The sequence below is a fragment of the Chryseobacterium sp. GTID13 genome (genome assembly GCF_056172655.1).
The window spans coordinates 1205278-1227297 of record NZ_JAOCMB010000005.1; the positions used below are offsets into that span (position 1 = coordinate 1205278).

16 protein-coding genes, 1 tRNA gene and 3 pseudogenes are annotated in these 22020 nt (G+C 37.4%); 8 read left to right on the forward strand and 12 right to left on the reverse strand.

Annotation, left to right across the window (positions count from 1 at the left end; translation table 11 throughout):
* Nucleotides 1-10: 10 nt before the first annotated feature.
* From N4G44_RS11920 to N4G44_RS11955, 8 genes and pseudogenes are all read right to left on the reverse strand, one after another.
* A complete protein-coding gene (locus tag N4G44_RS11920) occupies nucleotides 11-1972 on the reverse strand; it encodes a RagB/SusD family nutrient uptake outer membrane protein (RefSeq protein ID WP_474927108.1) in 1962 nt (653 codons plus the stop codon).
* A gap of 12 nt (nucleotides 1973-1984) precedes the next feature.
* The gene (locus N4G44_RS11925) at nucleotides 1985-4852 is read right to left on the reverse strand and encodes a SusC/RagA family TonB-linked outer membrane protein (RefSeq protein WP_474927113.1); all 2868 of its coding nucleotides are present in this window, start codon (nucleotides 4850-4852) and stop codon (nucleotides 1985-1987) included.
* A gap of 95 nt (nucleotides 4853-4947) precedes the next feature.
* Nucleotides 4948-6275, reverse strand: a pseudogene (xylA, locus tag N4G44_RS11930) (xylose isomerase).
* Between the two features lie 105 nt (nucleotides 6276-6380).
* Nucleotides 6381-7864, reverse strand: a pseudogene (locus N4G44_RS11935) (xylulokinase).
* 16 nt (nucleotides 7865-7880) lie between these two features.
* Nucleotides 7881-8606 (reverse strand): NUDIX hydrolase, encoded by a 726-nt coding sequence (locus N4G44_RS11940; RefSeq protein WP_474927115.1) that lies wholly within the window; start codon nucleotides 8604-8606, stop codon nucleotides 7881-7883.
* Between the two features lie 437 nt (nucleotides 8607-9043).
* Nucleotides 9044-9718, reverse strand: a complete 675-nt coding sequence (locus tag N4G44_RS11945) for a hypothetical protein (RefSeq protein WP_474927118.1) — start codon at nucleotides 9716-9718, stop codon at nucleotides 9044-9046.
* A 74-nt stretch (nucleotides 9719-9792) separates the two neighbouring features.
* Nucleotides 9793-10896, reverse strand: a complete 1104-nt coding sequence (locus tag N4G44_RS11950) for a helix-turn-helix domain-containing protein (RefSeq protein WP_474927120.1) — start codon at nucleotides 10894-10896, stop codon at nucleotides 9793-9795.
* Between the two features lie 267 nt (nucleotides 10897-11163).
* Entirely contained in the window at nucleotides 11164-12147 is a 984-nt protein-coding gene (locus tag N4G44_RS11955) for a terpene synthase family protein (protein WP_474927123.1), read from the reverse strand.
* A 633-nt stretch (nucleotides 12148-12780) separates the two neighbouring features.
* Between N4G44_RS11955 and N4G44_RS11960 the strand changes: the two genes are divergently transcribed.
* The 5 genes from N4G44_RS11960 to N4G44_RS11980 all read left to right on the forward strand — a co-directional run bounded on the left by N4G44_RS11960 (nucleotide 12781) and on the right by N4G44_RS11980 (nucleotide 15643).
* A complete protein-coding gene (locus tag N4G44_RS11960) occupies nucleotides 12781-13596 on the forward strand; it encodes an oxidoreductase (RefSeq protein ID WP_278353585.1) in 816 nt (271 codons plus the stop codon).
* A 48-nt stretch (nucleotides 13597-13644) separates the two neighbouring features.
* Nucleotides 13645-14085, forward strand: coding sequence for a DUF2147 domain-containing protein (locus N4G44_RS11965; RefSeq protein ID WP_474925621.1), 441 nt, complete (start codon nucleotides 13645-13647; stop codon nucleotides 14083-14085).
* 104 nt (nucleotides 14086-14189) lie between these two features.
* Nucleotides 14190-14687, forward strand: coding sequence for a hypothetical protein (locus N4G44_RS11970; protein ID WP_474925618.1), 498 nt, complete (start codon nucleotides 14190-14192; stop codon nucleotides 14685-14687).
* A gap of 48 nt (nucleotides 14688-14735) precedes the next feature.
* On the forward strand, nucleotides 14736-15194 hold the full coding sequence (locus tag N4G44_RS11975) for a hypothetical protein (RefSeq protein WP_474925617.1): 459 nt from the start codon (nucleotides 14736-14738) through the stop codon (nucleotides 15192-15194).
* Nucleotides 15195-15325: 131 nt separating this feature from the next.
* Nucleotides 15326-15643, forward strand: coding sequence for a helix-turn-helix domain-containing protein (locus tag N4G44_RS11980; protein ID WP_474925615.1), 318 nt, complete (start codon nucleotides 15326-15328; stop codon nucleotides 15641-15643).
* Nucleotides 15644-15712: 69 nt separating this feature from the next.
* Here the strand turns inward: N4G44_RS11980 and N4G44_RS11985 are convergent.
* From N4G44_RS11985 to N4G44_RS11995, 3 genes and pseudogenes are all read right to left on the reverse strand, one after another.
* Nucleotides 15713-16830: pseudogene (locus tag N4G44_RS11985) on the reverse strand (glycoside hydrolase family 43 protein).
* Nucleotides 16831-16839: 9 nt separating this feature from the next.
* Complete coding sequence (locus N4G44_RS11990; RefSeq protein ID WP_474925612.1) at nucleotides 16840-17478, reverse strand: hypothetical protein; 639 nt, start codon at nucleotides 17476-17478, stop codon at nucleotides 16840-16842.
* Complete coding sequence (locus N4G44_RS11995; protein ID WP_474925610.1) at nucleotides 17475-19148, reverse strand: glycosyl hydrolase 115 family protein; 1674 nt, start codon at nucleotides 19146-19148, stop codon at nucleotides 17475-17477. Before N4G44_RS11995 ends, N4G44_RS11990 begins: the two co-directional genes overlap by 4 nt.
* 598 nt (nucleotides 19149-19746) lie before the next feature.
* Here N4G44_RS11995 and N4G44_RS12000 point away from each other — a divergent pair.
* Nucleotides 19747-20196 carry a hypothetical protein gene (locus tag N4G44_RS12000; RefSeq protein ID WP_474927127.1) on the forward strand — a complete coding sequence of 150 codons (450 nt, stop codon included), beginning with the start codon at nucleotides 19747-19749 and terminating at the stop codon, nucleotides 20194-20196.
* Between the two features lie 282 nt (nucleotides 20197-20478).
* On the opposite strand, the gene N4G44_RS12005 is transcribed toward N4G44_RS12000, so the two are convergent.
* Nucleotides 20479-20550, reverse strand: a tRNA-Arg gene (locus tag N4G44_RS12005).
* 260 nt (nucleotides 20551-20810) lie between these two features.
* Between N4G44_RS12005 and N4G44_RS12010 the strand changes: the two genes are divergently transcribed.
* Both N4G44_RS12010 and N4G44_RS12015 read left to right on the forward strand, forming a co-directional pair.
* Nucleotides 20811-21263 (forward strand): alpha/beta fold hydrolase, encoded by a 453-nt coding sequence (locus tag N4G44_RS12010; protein WP_474927129.1) that lies wholly within the window; start codon nucleotides 20811-20813, stop codon nucleotides 21261-21263.
* A 5-nt stretch (nucleotides 21264-21268) separates the two neighbouring features.
* Nucleotides 21269-21904, forward strand: a complete 636-nt coding sequence (locus N4G44_RS12015; RefSeq protein ID WP_474927132.1) for an alpha/beta hydrolase family protein — start codon at nucleotides 21269-21271, stop codon at nucleotides 21902-21904.
* The last annotated feature ends 116 nt before the right edge of the window (nucleotides 21905-22020 follow it).

Here is a 22020-nt window from a genome sequence, read left to right on the forward strand (position 1 = left end):
AAAATTTAAATTAGTATCCGGGATTCTGATATTTTGCTTTGATATCTGCAGATACTTCCATAGCATCCAGCTGTCCCTGAGGGATAGGTCTCAGATAATGGAAAGGTTGTATGGTCCTGGTAACTGTCTGTGGCGTATGGTTTCCATAATTCGCTCCACCAATGGAATATGATGCAGCCTTATCTGCCCAGGTTTGGGTTCTTACCAAATCATACCATCTGTAGCCTTCACCAAAATATTCCCTGGATCTTTCTGCTAAGATGTAATCGATTGTTATAGTCGATGGTGTTGCCGCAATCATAGCAGCACTGTTATCCTGTATTTTTGTTACATTTCCGTTATTATCCCAACGCCATTTTCCTGCTCTTGCACGGATCACATTGATTAAATCTCTGGCAGATACTGCGCCGGATGCTCCTTTTACAGCCGCTTCTGCTGCAATAAAATACAACTCGGAGAATTTTGCTGCATAGAAAGGACGTGTATGACTCGGGTTCGGATATCCTAATCCATTTCCGTTGTCTGTTCTATAAGGACCAATTTTCCAGATCCCAGGATACACAATTCTGCTGATCCCGCTAGGGGCAACCACCCAATCAGCTCTTCCCGGCAATGTACCGGCTCCTATACCGCTTTGGCCAGCGTTGGTAGGATATGAAGGGGTCTGAGAATCATCATTTAAAAAGCTCAGAACCGGAGCATTAGGCTGTATCGGAAGGTTATTGGCATTATAAAGTGTTCCTACATTGGTAAGCCCGGTTCCTTCCTTGTCCCAGTTACCACGGTATACGGTTGTAAATGTTCCGTCATATCTTGAATCATTGGTTTTATCTGCAAATGTATTTTTAATGACTTCGATGGTAGGAGCCATTCTCACCCAAGGTCTTCCCAGCGGCTGGAAAGCTGCACGCTGTACAGAGCTTGCCGGAGTCCATGTTGTTGGAGAGGTACTGCTTTTAAGATTGGTATAGTTCCACGTCAGCATCCAGGATGCGAAATTATTCGGTGACCATCCATCCCCATAGCTTGCCTGAATTACGCCTTCGTTGAAATAGGCACTGGTTTCCGTATGGTCTGCATACAGCATACATTCGCTATTACGATCATTTGATCCTAAATTAACATCATAATAAGTCGGCTGCAACGCATAAGGTCCGGGATTATTAATGGCGGCTAAAGCAACATCATAAGCCTGCTGAAAATACCATTGTGCGTTGTGGCCATCAGGATCCGTACGAGGAGTGTCAGGGTATGTCGGGATGCTTTTAGGATTTTGCAACCACCATCCATAAGTTAAATAGGCCTTTGCCAAATATAAACGGGCTACATTTTTGGTCACTCCGCCTTTCACCCTTGGGCTGGCAGGAAGATTTTCAACCGCTTTAACTAAATCCGGGAAGATTGCCTTAGTATATACTTCCGTCACTGTATTTCTAACTGAAGTTGTTTTCGGATTGATATTGAAAGCCAGTTCGCCGGACCCAAGATCAAGAGGTACCCCTCCATAGGTCTGCACTAACAGAAAATAATAGAACGAACGGAAAAATCTTGCTTCCGAAATCAGTGATTCTGCTATACCGGCCCCGGATCCGTTCTGAATAATTCCATTTGCAGTATTAATTGACGGAAATACAGATCCCCATACCATACTTGTAGGAAAGGTATTGGAATTGATACTTCCTGCACCCCCTGTCATATCAAGATCTTTAAAATTACCGTCTGCGCTCTGCCCCCAGGTGGCTTCATCTGTACCGGTCATATTGGCATTTAGCCAGTAGCCGTTTCCGTAAAGCAATCTCAACTGTCTGTATAAAGACGTAACACCTTGTGATATCCCTCTTTCCGTTGTAAAGTCTTCCGGGGTATAAATCCCTCTTGGTTGTTCATCCAATATCTCATTACAACCTGTAGTTGTAAATGCTACTGAAGCCAGGAATAAAGCAGCAATGAATTTTTTATTTAGATTGATCATGATTTCTGATTTTTAAAAGGTTAGATTTAGCCCCAGCATATAATTTCTCGTAGATGGGTTGTTTGTACCTATAATAAGCTGATTGGCCTTATATGAGTTTACAGCCTGATTTTCATTACCTCTTGAGTTCGGTTCCGGATCCATACCAGACTCTCTGTAATAAGGAGAACCAAATACAAATGGATTCTGTACGGTAACATACAGGCGGAGATTACTAACGCCTAAGCTGTTCAGAGCGTTTTTGTTAAAATTATATCCTAAGGTAATTGTTCTGATCTTCACAAAAGATGCATCAAACAGAGCAAGCGTGGAAGCATACTTAGGGTTATCACCACTTAACAATCCACCTGGTTTCGGGTATCTTACATCAGGATTTTCTTCGGTCCAGTAATCTACATCAACGTTGTTTCCTCTACCTGTAAGTCTGTTAAGGTAACCGGCGGAACCATAAATAGAACTGATCAGCACGCCTCCTTTCTGGAAAGCCCCTACAATGCTTAAATCTATGTTTTTATAAGCAAGTCTGGTATTAAAACCACCGATGAAATCCGGATTGGTATTGATGATCTGTCTATCTGCTTCATTGATCGCTCTCTTTGGTGTACCATCAGCATTGTACTCTCCTGTGTATAATACTTTGATCATTCCCGGTGCTGCACCAACCTGTGGCTCAAGTATATTCAAATATGGATCTCCTTCCTGCCAAAGGCCAATATATTGATAATCGTACAGGGCATTAATGTTGTAACCTACAAACCATAAATTGTTTACATTCCTATCCATTCCGGAAGCAAGCGCTGTAATTTTATTTCTGTTCGCAGATAAGTTACCTCCTACTTCCCAGCTGAAACCATCAGGATTATCAATTACCACTGCATTAAGCGATATCTCCAAACCTTTATTCTGGGATGCCCCAACATTCTCGGTAACGGAACCTAATCCACTGGATGCAGGTAAACCTTTGCTCAGCAATAATTTTTCAGTATTGGTAACATAATATTCTACGGTACCTGTTATTCTTTTGTTCAAGATCGAAAAATCTACCCCATAGTTCCAGGTTTTCGAAAATTCCCATCCTAAAGATGCATTAGGAGCTGAACTTACATAATTACCTATCACATTGGTCCCTCCAAAATTGTAAGGTGTAGTACTTAAGCTACCAAAGGTTGTGTATGGAGCAACAGCCTGGTTGGATGTTTGACCAAAACCAGCCCTTAGCTTTAGCATATTGATGTATTTCGAATTTCGGAGGAAACTTTCATTCGCGACATTCCAACCAATAGAAATTGCAGGATAAGTATGCCACTGGTGTCCTTTAGCCAATACAGAAGCACCGTCTGATCTTACTGTTGCCGTCAACATGTAACGGTTATCATATTGGTACATTGCTCTTCCCATGAAAGACATCAGCCCTCTTCTCCAATATCCCTGGTTGTTAGGGTCTATGGTTACTTCACCTTGTGCATGGCCTAAATTGAAATACTGAAAAGCATCAATAGGCACGTCACGGGCAGCAATCAATGAGCTGTTAAATCTTGTCTGCTCAGCTGAATACAAAGCTGTCGCATTGATTTTATGCTTGCCAAAGGTTCTGTCGTAAGTTACCATGTTTTCCAAAACCCATTGTGTAGTCAGGGAATTGCCTATGCTTGCTGAGGATAAGGTAGCCGGCTGATAATTGAGTGCACCTGTTCCCAGATAATAGCCGCTGTTTGAGTTTCTGTAGGTTAAGCCTACGTTTAATCTGTATTTAAGCCCTTCAACCCCTGGAATTTTAATTTCCCCATACAAATTATTATAAGAACTGAAAGCATTGGTACGATCTGCATAAGCGTCACCCAGCCCTTCAAGAATGGATCTTGTCTGTAAAGCGGTCTGGTCAACATTGGCGAATGTTGTTCTTAATCTTAGCGATCCGTCTGCAAGATAAGGACTTACCAATGGTGAATACCCTAAAACAGGCGCTCCGCTTATTCCATTGAAATCATTCACCGAGAAATTAGAATTCGTTGAAAATCCAACCTTCAACCAGGAATTAATTTCCTGATCCAAAGCTCCTCTAATGGAAAGTCTTTTATATTTCTGCAATGGTACTACTCCGTCCTGCTGAAAATAAGCAACTCCGAAATTGTACCCTCCTTTTTCCGTTCCGCCTGTGACTGCAACATCATGATTCATCATCAATCCAACCCCATAATATTGATCCTGCCAATCTGTATTGGTCCCGTTTACCTCATCCGGACCGTTTGTAAAGAGGTTAGCATCAGCCCTCAGTTTTGAAAGTTTAGGACCATCCATTATCGGGTATTTAGAAAACAAAGTCTGAAATCCGGTATAGGCATTGTATGAAAATCTCGCTCTTTGTCCTTTCCCTCCTCTGTTGGTGGTTATGATAATAACTCCGTTGGCCCCACGGGAACCATAAATGGCCGTAGCAGAAGCATCTTTAAGAACATCCAGAGTTTTAATGTCTGACGGACTTATATCTCCCAAAGATCCTACGAACGGAATACCGTCTAATACGATCAAAGGATCATTGGATCCCGTTAAAGAACGTTCACCCCTGATACGGATCTGCTGTACGGCACCCGGTTTTGTTGATGTCCTCCCAATATCAACGCCGGGAAGACGTCCCTGAATAGCTTCTGTAATGTTTGCGGAAGGCACTTCTTTTATGGCATTACCACTTAAAGAAGCAACAGATCCTGTGACAGCTTCTTTTTTCTGCGTACCATATCCGATGACTACAACTTCTTCTATTTTATTTTCTTTAGCTACTGTATCTTTCTTAACCTGTGAATATGCTATGCCGGAAGGCAATAAAGTCATTGCAAAAAATAATGCCGCTCTATTGCTCTTGTTCAAATAAAATCGGTTCATAATTATTATTTTTAGTATTAGTGGTTGAATAAAAGGCTGTTTAATAATTATAATGAATAAAAATCCTTAGTGTTTATAAGCCTTTTATTTTTTTATTATATATACATATTCACGATGGCTTCAAACAATTCCTGTTTTCCGCTTTTTGGCTGTGGTTCACCGATTTCGTGAGCGATTCTCTGAAGATCTTCCAAGGTAAGCGTACCATTCTCGAATGCTTTTCCGTTTCCGTTATCAAAAGAAGCGTAGCGGTCTGTTCTCAGTTTTTTGTAATCTGAATTTTCAAGGATATCAGCCGCTGCAAGAAGACCTTTTGCGAATACATCCATTCCTGAAATGTGGGAAATGAATAAATCTTCGGCATCAATAGAATTTCTTCTGATTTTGGCATCGAAGTTTACTCCTCCGGTTCCCAGACCTCCTGCCGGAAGCAGTACAAGCCATGCCTGAACCATATCGTAATAATCGATCGGGAACTGATCCGTATCCCAGCCGTTCTGATAATCTCCCTGTTGGCATCAATACTTCCTAAAAGTCCTGCATCCACAGCTACCTGAAGCTCATGCTCGAATGTATGACCTGCCAATGTAGCGTGGTTTACTTCGATATTCAGCTTAAAGTCTTTATCTAATCCGTAATGTCTTAGGAATCCGATCACTGTTTCGGAATCATAATCATACTGGTGTTTGGTAGGCTCCATTGGTTTTGGTTCAATCAGGAAAGTCCCTTTAAAGCCCTGCTGACGTGCATAGTCTCTTGACATGGAAAGGAAACGTGCAAGGTGATCTTTTTCACGCTTCATATCGGTGTTCAAAAGACTCATATATCCTTCTCTTCCGCCCCAGAAAACATAATTTTCACCACCAAGCGCTATCGTTGCATCTATTGAATTTTTCACCTGCGTTCCTGCGCATGCCACCACATCAAAATTAGGATTGGTAGAGGCTCCGTTCATGTATCTTTCATGGGTGAAAACATTGGCTGTTCCCCATAAAAGCTTAATTCCGGTTTCCTGCTGCTTTTGTTTGGCGTATTCCACGATCGTCTGCATATTCTTCTCGTAGTCTTTCCAGTTATTGGCCGGATCTACCAGATCGATATCATGGAAGCAGTAATAACTGAAACCCATTTTGGACATGAATTCGAAACCTGCATCCATTTTATGCATTGCTCTGGTCACAGGATCATTTCCGATATCCCATGGGTGGTGGATGGTAGGTCCTCCGAACGGATCGCTTCCGTTGGCACACAGGGTATGCCACCATGCCATCGCAAATCTGGTCCAGTCTTTCATAGGTTTCCCCATCACGATCTTTTCCGCATCATAATAACGGAATGCCAACGGGTTCCTGCTCTCCTTCCCTTCAAACTTAATTTTTTCAATACCCGTAAAAAACTCTTTTGTACCTGTTAAAGTGTTCATATTTATTTGATTATTTTTAATTTGTTTTTAATTTTTTGCGTAGAGATACCCTTCTCACTGGTTGTTAAAAGTCAGTAAGAGGATGAAAATACTGTTGTAATTGTCCTAGATTATTTCATTAAGATGATGTTTCCATCTGGCATAGGCTTCTAAATATTGTTCTTGTTTTTCGTGTTCGGGTTCTATCACCGCTATCTGTTCAAGTGAAGAAAATGCTTCTCTGGAATCTGAATAAAATCCTATTCCCATTCCGGCAGCTCTTGCTGCTCCTACCGCTCCATCGGTATCATAAAGTTCAATGACCGCATTGCTGACACTGGATAGCGACTGGCGAAAAATTGAACTTAAAAACATATTGGCATTTCCTGCACGGATGACCTGGATATCCATTCCGATATTTCTCATGATATCCATTCCGTATTCGTAAGAGAATACAATACCTTCCTGCGCCGCACGCAGTATATCTCCTTTAGTATGTATATTGAAATTAATTCCGTGAATCGAACAGCTTGTATATTTATTTTCCAGCACTCTTTCGGCTCCGTTCCCAAAAGGAATAATACTTAACCCTTTTGAACCGATAGGTGAAAGTGAAGCCATATCGTTCATATCCCCGTAAGAGGAAAGTGAGGTTGCGAAATTATGTTTTAGCCATGAATTTAAAATTCCGGTTCCGTTGATACACAGCAAAACTCCCAGTCTGATCTGTTCCGGTGTATAATTGACATGGGCAAATGTATTTACCCTTGATAATTTATCATATTCCAGCTGATCCAGAACTCCGTATACTACTCCCGAAGTTCCTGCTGTAGAGGCAATTTCTCCCGGATTGAAAACATTTAGAGAAAGCGCATTGTTGGGCTGGTCTCCTGCCCTGTAAGAGATCGGTGTGCCTTCTTTTAAGCCTAATTCCTCAGCTGCTGCCCTTGAAACGGTTGCCTGAATACCGAATGTAGGCACAATTTCCGGGAAAAACTTTTAGGAATTCCATAGTGGTTAAGGATATCTTCCGAGATACAGTTGTTCTTAAAATCCCAGAAAATCCCTTCTGATAATCCTTCAATGGTCATTCCTATCTGCCCGGAGAGTCTCATGGCAATATAATCTCCGGGAAGCATTATTTTGTCTATCTTTTCAAAAATTTCAGGTTCATTTTCTTTTACCCATGCAAGCTTTGATGCGGTAAAATTTCCCGGTGAATTCAGCAGATGGGAAAGGCATTTTTCTTCACCTATTGTTTTGAAAGCTTTTTCTCCATAGGGCACAGCACGGCTGTCACACCAGATAATCGACGGTCTTAAAAGGTTCTGGTCTTTATCTACCAGAATCAAACCATGCATCTGCCAGGTAATTCCGATTCCTTTAATATCTTCAGCATGTACTCCTGATTCATGCATAACAGCTTCATGTGCCAATTTCAGATTGGTCCACCAGTCAACCGGATTTTGCTCTGCCCATCCTGGATTTATAGCAGTGATTTTCATTTCTTTTTTGGGAGAAAATTCAGAAGCAATCACTTTTCCACTGGATGCCTCGATGAGACAAACTTTCACAGAAGAACTGCCAATGTCATAGCCTAGTAAGTACATAATTTTTTAAAGGGGGTTATTTTATAAGTTTTGTATTGTTTTTCTTGTAAATCTTAGCATCAAACCGGTAATATCTTGCTGCACGGTGAGATACATCTTTTTGAATTTCATCCAAGGGAACAATATAGGAGAATGAAGATATCTTTTTATGGAAATTTTTAATATCAATATTTCTTTCGCTTAAAGCGCTGTAGAGCTGATAGAGCTGTCTTATGGTGAATCTTTTGGGTAGCAGCTCAAAAATAATAGAGAAATCGGATTCGATCCATTTTCTGATCTCAATCAGAGATTCATTGATAATTTTGTTATGATCAAACGGCAATACAGGAACCTCATCTATCGGATACCAGTCTACGGTATCATATTTTGTACTGTTGATCTTATGATCTATTTTACAAAGAGAAAGATAGGCTACTGTAATAATCCTGTCTATATGGTGCTTGTATTCCTTATCCATCCATGTTATATCATGTACATTGCTTGCCCTCATAGGATCTGCAAAGCACCGGAACTGTTTAAGAACCATTTTCTTTATTCCTGTAAGTTCATGAAGTACCCTTTGTGCAGCATCGTCTACATCTTCATCACTGAAAATCAGGCTTCCGGGCAGTTTTCTCTGCTTTTCCAACGGGATATCATCAACATGGCGCTGTACTAATAAGATATTCAACCGGTTTTCATGGTCAAATCCAAATACAACACAGTCTACAGAGACATAGGTATGAATAAAGTTATGATTCATTAGTTCGTTAACATTTTGGTAACATTACAAATATAAAAATTCATCTGAATAAAAAAATAAATCCACCATTATATACTGCTTATCAACACCTTACATATCGATTTTTTATGATATCAATTGTATAAAAAATATGATAAGGTTATCATTCATTTTACACTTACTCATTTCGTAAAACATGAATTCACAATTAATTGCAATAATTATCAGCGCTAAAAAAAATTTAATTTTCAGAATAAATATTATGATAAGAAGAATGAATTTTTTTTCATTTTACTTGTAAAAAAATGTGAAAAACACACTTTTCATTGCTAAAAAGCAAACAAAAAGCTAAATTATTTTACCAATTTTACTACTCTAACCTTAAAGTTTTATGAAACAATGAATTTAAGGATTCGGATTATCCTGTTAAAAAGTAACAAAAATAATAGCCGGATCTGTTATAGGATCCCGTTATTTTCGGTATAATCCTGAGGGCTTTTTTTAAGCTTCTGTCTTATTTTAATTAGAAAAATGATAATCACAACCGTCATCAGCAACGATGGCAAAAATTGGCTATAAGGCTTGTAATCCGGCAGCACAGTTCCGATAAATGCAGACAATAGGCCACCTAATGCACTGATCATTTTACAACTATGCTCATACATCCATAAGTTTTTATATTTAGATTTCGGAATCAGGTACCGAAGAACATCATAAGCAATAACCGAAAACAAATAACCTACCGTACTATATATTATGACGGGATTCCAATAAAACCCAATGGTCTTAAGATAAAAAAGAAAATACAACGTTGTTAAAACAGCAAAAAGCATTGCAAACAGATCGATCATTTTAAAATCATTACTTTTTGTTTTAACTATTCTGATTCCTGAATAGGTATTGTACCCTACTAATGTCGTAAGAACTAATAAAAATAAGTTCCTTTTAAAAATAATAACGCCCAGAGCGCCTGTAAAGACCACCAGAACAATTAAGATAATAAACCATCTGCCAATTCTTTTATGAAGAGCAGTTCCTTTCTTTTTTGCTAAGATGATCAATCCGGTTATTAACGCAAGGGTTCCCGCAATGATGTGCACGAAAATGTTTGAAGAATGTAAGATTGATTCCATTTTTTCTTGCAAAGTTCCCTAACAAGGCCAATACAGACGACCGTTTCTATACATTAGGACGTATTGCCAGCCAATCAGGACTTACGAAACTCGCTGGGAGTCATTCCGGTTTCTTCTCTGAAAATTTTATTAAATGTTGATTTTGAGTTGAATCCGGCTTCATATGCCACACCCAGAATTGAATAATGAGCATAGGAAGGCTCTTTCAACATTCTTTTTACTTCTTTTATCCGATAAGAATTGATAAACCTGTAAAAATTTGTATTTAAATTCTGATTGATAACCTGTGACAGCATATTGGTAGAAATATTTAAATCTTCTGCCAATTTGGAAAGTGATAAATCTTCTGCCAGATACGGCCTTTCCTTTTCCATAAATTCCAGAATCTTTATTGCCAGCTCTTCCAGTTTTTCGTCAGGCTTTGAATCCTTATTCTGAATTTCCGGTTCCGGATCCAGAATTACAGTGTAATTAACTATAATACTTTGACGCAGGCTAAAAAAAACAATTGAAAACAAGAATGCACTCTGGATGGCTGCAACAATTCCAAATGTTTTATCAATCGGGATCAGATCTGTTTTTGTAGAAATAAGGATAATACTATAAACAATTATAAACAGGCCTACTAAAGACAAAAGTATATATTTCAACCAATTTAAATTGATTCTTTCCAGGAATGAATAAAATTCAGGAAGTAACCTTTGATATTTCCGCAGGGCAAAAAAGCATAACAGGATATAGACAACCGGCACTACAGCCATCGGAAAGGTAAGAATATTCAATATCACATTATGATTTCCCCACACCAATCCGGGTACTCCATAATCAAATGGTATCTTCCCGAAAGTAAGGTAGACGAATATAAACAAAACATTGTAGATTAAGTAAGGCAGTATATTTTTTAGAATTATATGGAACTCAAAGGTACGGTTGAATGTTAAGGAGATCACGTATAAAAATAAAACCCCTGTACTTAAAACAGGTAAAGTAAATCCAAAAGACTGCAAATAATAGGGAACAAACGGTGAATACAGATAATAGCCGATATTTAGGGAACTGACCACCAGCCAAAGTATCAGATACTTATCTGAATGGCTGATCTTCTTTTTAGACAGAATGATCACTATGCATAAAAGAGCTGCAGAAATTCCCGAAAAACTTAAATTCTCTATTAACATTGGTATGTTCAAGTATTTTTAACCCCAAAAACACATTTAATATGCTTATATGCAATATTCAAATATATGAATTACGTTTTGATAAGCCATCGTACACATTTTTAAAACAAAATCCCAGCTCATGCCAGGATCTTTTAGAGATTTGAGATCATTGCAATGTATAATTTTCTTCTTCAGCTTATATTGCTTCAACATATATTCTGTTTATGGGTTTAGGAACAGATTATCTTCTGATCCAGAGACATAGACGTATAACCCGTATACATTTTATTTTACTGATATTCCATATTCAGGTTTAGGGAATTCTCCCGGAGTTTTATAGCGGGTAGATTGCCCTTTATGATACCATTCCCCTAATCCGGAGATCATCAGAGCCATATTATGGACAAAACGTCCTATATTTTTTTGATGTGGTCCGAAATCAGGCAGATTATTCTGCAGCTCCACAAATTCCTTCACATAGGAGTCGTGGATATTCATCGCTTCTGTAACCGCTTCTTCCAAAGAAACTTTATATTGATTCCGTATAATCAGTATAATATTTAAAAACTCCGTATCTACCGCCAATTCTTTTTCTATTGAACCAAAATCATTCTGAATTGCTATAATCCTGCACATGAGCATTTTCAGCCTCCTGATGACAGGGTGCTCTGATATAGAGTCCGGAACAATATAACCGATCGATGGCTCTACAGGATCTCCGTAAGGATACATTGCAATAGAATATTCACGGATAAGAAGATAATTACTCAATGTTGGAAACTCCTTTCTTAATTTGTAAGGGGTTTCCTGCATAATGCCGTAAGTTGTATAATTGTAAAAAGATTTTGCCCATCGTTGAAGCCAGTTTTCATTTACATAAGGGAGAAATTCTTCACGGCTTAAAGCAACCTGCCTTATAAGTCCAATGTCATTCGGTTTTGGTTTGCCGCCTGTCATAACATCCATAATATGATCCCTGATATCGGCAAATTTATCAACAGGGCACAATTCATAATAATCGTCACATAAAGTAAGCCATACCATAAATCTTGCAAGAGGCCTTACCTGCTCCCGGGTACTCGCCGCCGGAAACATATAGGATGCAGCTTCCACCAGGCCATGTTTTTTATATTTTGTTCTTGTAGCTTCAGACATAAACTGATAGTCTGTATCAATCCAATTATTCTGTTCTTCATAAAAAGATTGTGAAAACGGACCTATTTCATAAGGCCAGGGATACTGTAAAACGGGAACATCTTTCTGTTTCATGATTAAAATATTAAGTTTTATGAAATTTAAATGTTGAATTACTTCTATAATACTATTTTATACTTATCTAGTTTTTATGCTCAGGAAATCTGACAGCATTGTAACGTACAGATACTGTGAAAGATTTGGCAGGAATGATGTGAAAATCAAGACCAATAAGAATACAAAAGATCATTGGATTTCAAGCCAATCTTCATGGATCTAAAGCTGTTCAATATTAAAAAGGAAAGTTTCAGTCAGTCAGCCCTACATTCTGACAGATCATTTTAAATTATCTGAATGATACATGGATGAGAGACAGTGAATAATATCAGTTTCTGAATTTGTTATGGAGTAAAATTTTCATAGAATATAATTTAATGGTTAATGTTTTTATGGAATTAGTTTATGATATTAAAGTTAAAAAAATATATGATACTGATTAATTTTTATTTCACAAAATTTTGAATTTTAAGTATTTAATCAAATTATTTGATTAAAGCTATCCCTCTTGTTATCCATTTTTCTTAAAAAATATTAAAAGAGCAATTCCATTAATATCAGTAAAATGTATACAACAATCATGAATTTGTTTTATTCCTAAGGCCGTTTATTGAGCCACCTTTGTCCTATAAAATTTAATACTAAAAAATAATGAAAAAAGTAATTCTTATTACCGGGGCAAGTTCAGGCATGGGTAAAGAGACTGCCAAAAAGCTAATTCAGGAAGGTCACATAGTTTACACAGTAGCACGAAGGATAGACCAGATGGAAGATTTGAAAAATATAGGTGGGCACCCCATTAAAATGGATGTCACCAACGAAGAAGACATTCAAAATGTTGTAGATACTATAGTGAAAGAACAAGGAAAAATAGATGTACTCTGGAATAACGCAGGCTTTGGACTCTATGGTTCAATAGAAGACGTTCCATTAGATGAAGCTAGAAAACAGTTTGAAGTCAACGTATTTGGCATGGCCGCAATGACTCAAAAAGTTGTTCCAATTATGCGTAAGGCTAAAGCAGGAACTATTATCAACACGTCTTCTATGGGAGGCAAAATGTATTTTCCAATGGGAGCCTGGTATCATGCCAGCAAACATGCAGTTGAAGGATTAAGTGATTGTTTACGCCTGGAATTAAAACAATTTAACATTCATGTGGTGGTATTAGAGCCTGGTTTTATTGCAACAGAATTTGGTTCAGTGTTATTGGATGGTTTTAATAAGCTTCCTAAAGATAGTGCTTACAGAGATTTAATGGACAAAATCATGGAAGGCACTAAGAAAGCTGCGCAAGGCAATGGTTCATCAAAACCTACAGTTATTTCAGATGCCATTAGTAAAATTGTCAATTCCAACAACCCTAGAACCCGTTATCGTGTGGGAAAATTTGCCAAACCAATGGTGTGGATGAGAACTTATCTTGGTGATGATCTTTTCGATAAGATTGTTATGAGCCAGATGTAATACTATAAATCAGTAAAACCAACTTGTTTAATTATTAAATCATTAAAAATGAAATCATTAAAAATCTTACTAATAGTGATGCTTGCTATTGCATCAAAAACATTTGCACAAACAGGTCCAGACGCTATATTAGGAAAATGGGAGTCTGATAAAAAGGACGTGAGACTTGAAATCTTTAAACAAGACGACAAGTACTACGGTAGATATCTCTGGGGAAATCAAATTGTTGAAAAAGATGGCACAACTTCTAAGAAAGACCTTAAAAACCCTGACCCAAAATTACGCTCAAGAAACCTGATTGGCATTACCAGTTTAACAGGGCTCAAATGGGATGGCGAAGAATATGTAGATGGTAAAATCTATAATGCACCAAGCGGAGACACTTATAGTTGCAAGGCTTGGCTAAAAGATGGAAAAATGAATCTCAGGGGCTTTATGGGTATATCATTAATGGGAAAGACGGCCACCTTTCATAGGTATTTAAAATAGCCGAGATAACAGAAGTATTTTAATCGCTCTACTCCACTGCTGGCTTAAAAATCAGGCCTAAGAGCTTAAAGGAATTAATATTAATTAACAATACAATCATAACGATGGAATTTATTCAAAACACGATCAATTGGATAAGGGCGGAAATATTTGAAGCCTGGTTGATCCTTGCATTTGGATTGTTTACAATCACCGCTGGTCTCTTGTTCTGGAAAATAGGCTCCACTCCAGGATCCAAAGCTTTATTATGGCCTCTTATTGTTAGCGGTGTTATTTATGCAGGCATTGCAAGTGGTATGCTCTTCTCCAATCAAAAACGCATGGCAGAATTTCCGCAAAATTATCAGCAGTCTAAGAAAGAATTTGTAAATGCTGAAAAGAAACGAATAGAAGATTTTCAATATGGGTATAAAGTATCAAAAATTGTTGCTACTCTCTTTTTTACCATGACATTAATTATTTTCTGGACAACCAAAAACCCAACGTGGCAGGGCATTGGCATTGGTTTATCCTACTTTGCGCTAACCGGCTTGGTCATCGATTATTTTTCACAGGAAAGGGCGGATCTATACTACAGCTTTGTTTTAAAAGCATTACAGTAACTAAAAATAAATTTCGTAATTTATCAATTAGAAAAGTGGGAAGAAAACATGAATCCGATAATGAACATAAAAAGCATATCTGAGATCAGCAGATTTGTGCAGCAAGGCGGCGTTAAACACCCGTTAGTAGCTATTATAGACTTCAGCAAAGTCGATGAATATATTGAACCAGGCACAAGAATAACCTGCGATTTTTACTCTATCATGTTTAAAAATTACTGTGCTAACAATATGAAGTATGGCAGGCAACAATATGATTTCCAGGAAGGAAGTTTAATTTGCATTGCGCCTAAGCAAGTGGTTGAATTGGATAGTGAAATAGAAAAACGGGAAGACATGATGGGTTGGGGATTATTTTTTCATCCTGATCTGATAAGGGGTACAACGTTAGATACTAAAATGAAAGACTACTCTTTTTTTCTTATGAGGCTTCCGAAGCTCTTCATTTATCAGAAAAAGAGAAACAAAATCTTTTCGACTGCATTCAAAAAATACAAAGTGAATTAGAGGAGAATATTGATACTCATAGCCAAAACCTGATTGTATCTAATATAGAGGTATTACTCAATTATTGCTCCAGGTATTACGGGCGACAATTTATAACTCGTAAAAATTCAAATCGGGACATTGTATCGCAAGTGGAACGTGCTTTACAGGAGTATTTTAATTCTGAAGTCCTCAAGGAAAAAGGATTGCCGTCGGTAAATTATTTGGCTGGCAAAGTAAATCTGTCGCCCAATTATTTGAGTGATCTGTTAAAGAAAGAAACCGGCATGAATGCCAAGGACCAAATACATCATTACCTGATCGAAGAAGCTAAAAGTATTCTGCTGGGTAGTAGCAAGAGTATAAATGAAATAGCTTACGAACTAGGTTTTGAATATCCTCAGTACTTTAGTAAATTGTTCAAGAAAAAGACTGGGAATACTCCTCAGGAATACAGAAATATGAATTAATAAATCCGGAAATTAACTATAATCATAACATTTGCCGACCTAAAACAGATCAGCAAATGTTATGTTATTCTAATATTTAATTACCTGCTCGGTCCAGGTCGGGCCATTGATATAGAACATTCCATTTTTATAATGTACAGGTTCAATTCCCATTTGCGGACCCAGCTCCCAAGGCTCAAATGTTTGACTGTAAGGATAAGGTCGCTTATCGTACATAAAATAATGGCAGGAATTCCATAGATTTCCATCAGGTCCGATGAATAATGCGTTGTGTCCCGTTTCCTGGTAAGGATCTTCAGTGTCCGTAAATTCAAGATTTTCATAGCCTCCTTCTGCGGCCATCTGTTGTCTATAGCCCTTTTTGCGGGTTCCGAAAATAGGTTCCTGAGAAGCAAGCTCCCAAGGTCCTAATGGATTTTTTGATTTTAATAATGCAACTTCATAACCACGGGTCCAGGTTGAAAAAAACATAAAATAAGTTCCTTCTTTTTTATTACGAAAGGGCCTTCGATACCTCCCTGCATCCAGTCTGGCCAGCCAGGTTGCTTTTTGTCCAAAAATTTAACCAACGGTGTTGTTAGCTTTCCGGTTTTTAAATCAATTTTAGCCTGAAAAAGTCCATTACCGCTGCAATAAAAATAGATCTGTCCGTCTTCATCTTCAAACAATGTCGCATCATTGTTGTACTGCGGTGTAAGTGGTCCATTTACGAGCTTATAAGGTCCTGTTACTTTGTCCGAAGAAAATAACCAGACATTGTGAGTGCCCATACCCTTAGGATCTTCATTGGTGACCTTTCCGCTATTAACAGTCAGCCAAAATTTCCCCTGGATAAAATGGATCTCCGGTGCCCAGAATCTTCCGTTATAAGGAGTGTCTTTGGGTAACTTTTTAGCATCGATCAAAAAAGAATGTTGCTTCCAGTTGACCAGATCTTTTGAAACCAATAGTCGCACCCCGGGATTGGGGCCGGTCCAAACAGGATTGGAAGTTCCTACGCAATACCATGTATCATCAACTTTGATAATAAAATGGTCACGCATCGAAATAGCAGAATCTCTGGTAATGGGATTGATATAGCGAAATTCTTTCTTTGCCGAAGTTTTGTGGTTTTCAACTTGAGCGGCTACGCTACTGATCGTAACGGTGAGTAATAAAAATGCCAGAATACTTTTAAACATCTTCATAATTATAGTTTATCGGTTATAAGGACTTTCATCCATTTTCAAATAGGTTTCTTCATAACCTCCATGATCAATTACGACTTTATGTAAAACAATTCCCGGATCTAAAGGTTCCAGGGTTAAAATGTAATTACCATTCTGATTGGCAGGAAGCGTTAAGGTTTCTACTTTTTCTATAATTCTTGCCGCTGCCGCCGGATACATTTTGGAATAATTATTTTCCCATGTCAAATCCTGATTGATACCGATTGTCTTCGAATTGTTCCTGTCAAAATACACTTTAATACTTTGACCTCCCTTTTTGAATGGCAATGTAGAATCAAAAAAGAAATGGACTTTTACCTCTGAAGAGTTAGCTTTTAATTTAAATTGATATGTTATTGCTGAACCATCTGTTTTTTCGGTGTAAGGCATTAATGCAATCCCGGAAAGCGTTCTTCCCAAATCAGGAATGATTGTCCACTTAGTTTTTGTTGCTGCTTTTGTTTCATAGAAATGTTCAGCTTCCATAGCGACTACGCCATTTTTCTCTTCAAAAATATAACCTCCCGTTTTGGATTCTTCAGAAGTGATTCTGTAGACCGTAGGTTTGATGTTTCCTTCTCGCGGTTCATCCCATGATTTATAACCAATGTGCGTCTGGTCCATCATATGCTTCCACTTCCCCCAGAAATATTTGAGTGATAATCTTGAGTATATACTGCATCCCTGGCAAAACACTCATCTGCGTAATCTGCCCAATAATTGGCTTTCATATCTTTTTCACGGGCCAGCTTGTGGTTCATTGCAACGGCATAATACATGTCATAGAGATTGGCCATTGCACGCACGGGATGTAAAACCAATTGTTTATAAGTGTCTTTATAGACATCATCTAATTCCATAAATTGTCTTAAAGCCCGTGTTTCCAGAGCTAAATATGCATCTCTTACCTGTAAAAATTCACCGCTTTGAAGGTTATAGGTTTTTTCGTTTAACATTTCTGCAGTGATTCGTGCATTGTATTTACAATAGAGATTAATAATTTCTGCCGCCTCTCTTGCCTGTGTCTTCCCGAAATGTTCTTCCGAGAATTTCAAAGAATAATTTTCGAGGTTATCCTGTGTGAAAGACGTTGGATTCCAGGCCATATTGAGGAAGAAATCCATCGGATATTCGTTCGGTTTCAAATCTCCGACATTAAGAATCCAGATCTTATCAACACCGTAACTGTAAGTAAGCCGTAACTGTTCCCACATATGAGGAATCTGCGTCATATTCAGCCATTGATAGGCTCTTGGCGCTCCATGTAAGTCAACATGGTAATACATTCCATAACCACCAGGATGTTTTTTTGAATGTAACTCGGGAAGTCTTCTTACATTTCCCCAGTTGTCATCACAAAGCAAAATAATGACATCATCCGGAACTTTCATTCCCTGGTCATAATATTCCAGTACTTCACTATATAAAGCCCACATTTGAGGTGTATTCTTCAAAGGTTTTTGAGTTACTTTTTCAATGATTTTTCTCTGATCGTGCATTATCTGCTCCAGCTGTTTGAAGTTGGCTTCTGCACTTCCCAAATCGCTCATCGGCTCGTCTCCGTCGCCACGCATTCCCATGGTCACGAGATTATCAAAATTTACATTACGACGGAATCCATCTTCCCAGAATTTCAAAAGTGCTTCTTTGTTGGTATGGTAATTCCATTCTCCGTTTCCATATTCTTTACGATGATTACCCCACTCTTTTTGTGCACGCATCATCGGTTCATGGTGTGAGGTGCCCATTACGATTCCGTATTCATCAGCGACTTTTGGATTGAGCTCGTCATCTTCATTAAAAGCTTTACCCCACATGGCAGGCCACAGATAATTTGCTCTAAGACGAAGCAAAAGTTCAAACAAATGTGCATACATTTTGCTGTTGATTCCTCCGAATTTTGTCCTTGCCCAGGTTCCGAAAGCTGGTTCTTCGTCGTTGATAAATATTCCTCTGTATTTAACTTTGGGCTCTCCTGAAGCATAATAACCCGGTAATACATAGGCATTGTTTCGCTTTTTAATAGGAACATCATTCCACCAGTGCCAGGGCGATACACCAAGTTGCCTTGATAATTCATAAATTCCGAAAATTGTTCCTCTTTTATCACTGCCTGCAATCACTAATTGCTTTTGATTGGCTTTAGGATTATCAATGACAGTGATCACAAAACTTTCCCACTTGCCTTTTAAATCTTTTGTCTTGAGTTTTTTAGAATATACCAGTTGATCTATAGTTCTGCTAACCCCTAGAGTCCCAACAATAATTTCAAAATCAATCATATTGCTATTAGTCACAACAGCTGGTTTTACTCCAGTAACATTTTCAATATCATTTTGCAAATCTCCAATTGCACGAATTACTTGTTTCAGCTCTCCCACATCATACCGAATAGAACTAGCTTTTTCATCACTCACTATAGGAAAAATACCAGCATCATTTTTATTCTCTGTTATAATATCAACTGATAGTCCTTTTGCCTGTTGTGCTATTCCAATATTTGGAATACATAAAAATGAAATAAGGAGCGTGTATATACACTTGGATAACAGTTTAGTTTTATTTTTCACTGGCTTAGTCTTTAGTAATTCATATCAGCGGCTTAATGAAATATATGGTTTGAGTCTAGCAATATTTCACAATTACTTTCCGATCATATTGTTGGTTAAACTTATACTTCATTATTTATAAGTGTTAAAACAACACTTATAAGGCTAAGGTAATAATTTTTATCGAATTACAATCGATTGCAGTAGTAATCTTCTTTAATGCAAGAACACAACAGCTTTATAATAAACAATAAATGATTTAAACTCTCCTTCAAAGAAAAAGAAATGTCCAAATATTATGCAATCGATTTCATCTTATTTTTAGGATATAATGATAAATAAAGACATGGAAAAGCTCATTGATAGGTCTCTAAATGCTCAACAATTATTTACTAAAGGAGATATTGATTATGATGATTATTTACTTATAAAAGAAAATTGTAAAATTGCTTTAAATAATGATACAAAACAATTACAAGAATTAGCTAAAACCATTGGATTTCATATGAGCGCAAAAGAACAAATTTCCCCACTTGATAAGCTAGGATTTTCTTTACGAAGCTTCAGATGCAATAATGAAAAGAAAAATCATCAATTTACTTTTCTCACAAAAGTTTTATTAGATATACAAAATTTTAAAAAAATGCTATCAAAGCCCGTTAAAATAATTTATGGCATAGAAAATAAAGGAAAAAATTATTCTTCGGAAAATACCCAAGATATTAATCAAAAAATTTCAGATTTTATCAAAAAAGTAGTTTTTATAGATTTTGAACAAAAATTTCAATTATTATAATGTTATAAAAACATTTAAAATCAATCATATAATTGAGTTTGAGTATCTTTGGGGTGACTCACCAGTACAAAACCATTTTTCCATTCAAACAAATCAATTAAGTAATTAAATACCAAATAATTACAGTAAAACAAAAGGTTTTTTAACGAGTTCGAGGTGATTTTCAATCATTACTTTCTGAATAGAATATAAAAATCACAAAAAATTCAAAAATAATTGGAGTACAACAAATTATAAATAAAAAAAGACGCTCTTGTTTTAAAACAAGAGCGTCTCACTTTGTGACCGCAGAAGGATTCGAACCCTCACTGTCGGAGCCGAAATCCGAAGTTCTATCCATTAAACTATGCAGCCGTGTTCCTAGCAGTAAATAATGAGCAATCTCAATACCATTGCTATGATTCCGAGTGCGAAAATACTGATTTTTTTACAATTTATAAAGCCCGGTAAAAGTTTAATTCTAAAAATCATTTACAGCCCATCCACCTTAATATCCGGCAGAAGAAACTGATGGTTACAAACAGTTAAAATTCAATTAATTAAAAAAACGTAACATTTAAAATAAATTCCGGACTTATAAGAAAACATATTGTAGAATTTTTAGGCAAGAAATTATGAGAAATAAAATATTATCAGCTTTTTTATTTTTTTGGACGGTTGTTTCCTTTGCACAGACTACCCCATCCACTGATGAATATGCTAAATCTAAAGAAATTATCAGAGACCTTGACTCCATAGTTTCGCCCAATGGTATCCAGGAAAGCTATCCGGTCACTATAGGAAATATAAAACAGCAGGTATATGTAAGAGGACAGAATAAAGAAAACCCTATAATCCTGTTCGTCCACGGCGGTCCAGCTTCACCGGTCAGTCCGGTCATGTGGATGTTTCAGAGACCTATTGAGGAATATTTTACGGTAGTGAACTATGATCAGAGAGCAGCAGGAAAAACCTATGCAATCAATGATACCGTTAATTTAGGGAACACCATCCATATCGACCAATATGTAAAAGATGCTATTGAATTGGCAGAATACATTGAAAAAAATACAAAAAGAAAAAAGTGATCCTGATGGGGCACAGCTGGGGAACCATCGTCTCTATGAATGCAGCTTTGAAAAGGCCCGATCTGTTCTATTCCTATGTAGGTATCGGACAGATCATCAATACCAGGGATAATGAACGTTTGAGCGTGGAATATGCCTTAAAAGAAGCTATCCGCTTAAAAAACGATGCTGCCATCAAAGAATTGAAATCTATTTCACCATATCCGGGAAATCAGCCGATAACAAGGGAAAGAATTATTATTGCAAGAAAATGGCCGCAATATTATGGTGGCCTTACTGCTTTCAGAAATAGCTCAAGGTATTATTTCCAGGCTCCTCTGCTCTTCTCGGAATATTCGGAAAAGGATTTGGATGCCCTTGGTGCAGGAAGTCTTTTTACATTAGGAAAACTTCTTCCTGAATTTTTAAATGTTGATTTTAAAAGCGTAAAAAACTTCCCGATCCCTGTGTTTATGTTCATGGGACGCCACGATTACACCACTCCTTCCGAGCCTACCCATACATGGCTTCAAAATGTAAAAGCCCCAGCCAAAAAGGGGATCTGGTTTGAAAATTCCGCCCATCTGATTCCCTGGGAAGAGCCGGGAAAAATGCTGGTCACTTTATTAAATGATGTTCTGCCCACTGTTAAAGACAAATAATGGATAGAAATGTTTAAACCTTGAAATCCTTTTTTAAACCACTAAAGAGAATTTAAGAAATGAAGACCAATCATTTGGTTTTGAAGATTGCATTTCTTAACATTCTTAAAAGCTTA